At 46.0% G+C, this 853-nt stretch carries 2 protein-coding genes; one reads left to right on the plus strand and one right to left on the minus strand.

The window, feature by feature from the left end; all coding sequences use genetic code 11:
- Positions 1 to 37 precede the first annotated feature (37 nt).
- The gene (locus A3766_RS05875; protein ID WP_068507391.1) at positions 38 to 403 is read left to right on the plus strand and encodes a sirohydrochlorin chelatase; all 366 of its coding nucleotides are present in this window, start codon (positions 38 to 40) and stop codon (positions 401 to 403) included.
- Between the two features lie 15 nt (positions 404 to 418).
- Here the strand turns inward: A3766_RS05875 and A3766_RS05880 are convergent.
- Positions 419 to 853 (minus strand): WS/DGAT domain-containing protein (locus tag A3766_RS05880; protein ID WP_156508723.1); only part of this gene is annotated, 435 nt, incomplete at its 5' end.

Here is an 853-nt window from a genome sequence, read left to right on the forward strand (position 1 = left end):
GAGCCCAATGAAAAAATGGTTAATATAGTAGGACATTATGAAAGCATTAGTAATTGTTGCACACGGCTCACGACGAGCGTCCTCCAATGATGAAGTACGGGAGCTTTCCCGTAGCGTTCAGAATAAGGTCGGCGCTCAATATGCGATCGTCAATACTGGCTTTTTGGAGCTGGCTGAGCCATTAATACCCGACTCAATTATCCAGTGTATAGAGCAGGGAGCATCTGAAGTAGATGTCTTGCCTTACTTCTTGTCAGCCGGTAGGCATGTTATAGAAGACGTTCCGGCCGAAGTTGCTAAGGCTAGGGAGCAGTACCCTGATGTTAAGATAAACATTAAGACTCATCTGGGAGGTATGCCTGCGATGGTCAGTTTGATTCAGGATACGCTAAGCGTATCCTGATGAGCCTCGTTATAATTAGCGAGTCGTGGCTTTTTTAGTTTTCGTCTTTCTTGTCTTGGCTTTTTTTGTAAGTAAGCCTTCAAGCTCCTCGAGCGCTTCTCCTGAAAATACTGCCAGGTTCTGCATGCTTGGCAAGGTGTCACGACAACCGGTATAGCCAAAATTCAGTGAACCATCATAGCTTAAACAAGTAATATTCAATGCGCCGCCATGGGCGATTAATGATACTGGGTACATCGCCTCAAGTTTACAGCCATTGTAGTAGAGAGCCTTTTTCGGTCCAGGGACATTAGATATTGTAATGTTAAAGGCTGGACGCATTCTTCCGCCCAGGCCTGTGAGAAGCTGTAAAGAGTAGGGTGCCATCATCAGCATCGTGTACTGTGTCAGCGATGCTCTAGGCAAGCTTTGTAAGTGCTCCTTCGCAATCTGGGTCGACTCTTTAATGGT

The sequence above is a fragment of the Oleiphilus sp. HI0132 genome (assembly GCF_001635845.1).

Coding starts and splice junctions, on each gene's coding strand:
- A3766_RS05875 (WP_068507391.1), top strand. CDS start 38: ATGAAAGCATTAGTAATTGTTGCACACGGCTCACGACGAGCGTCCTCC.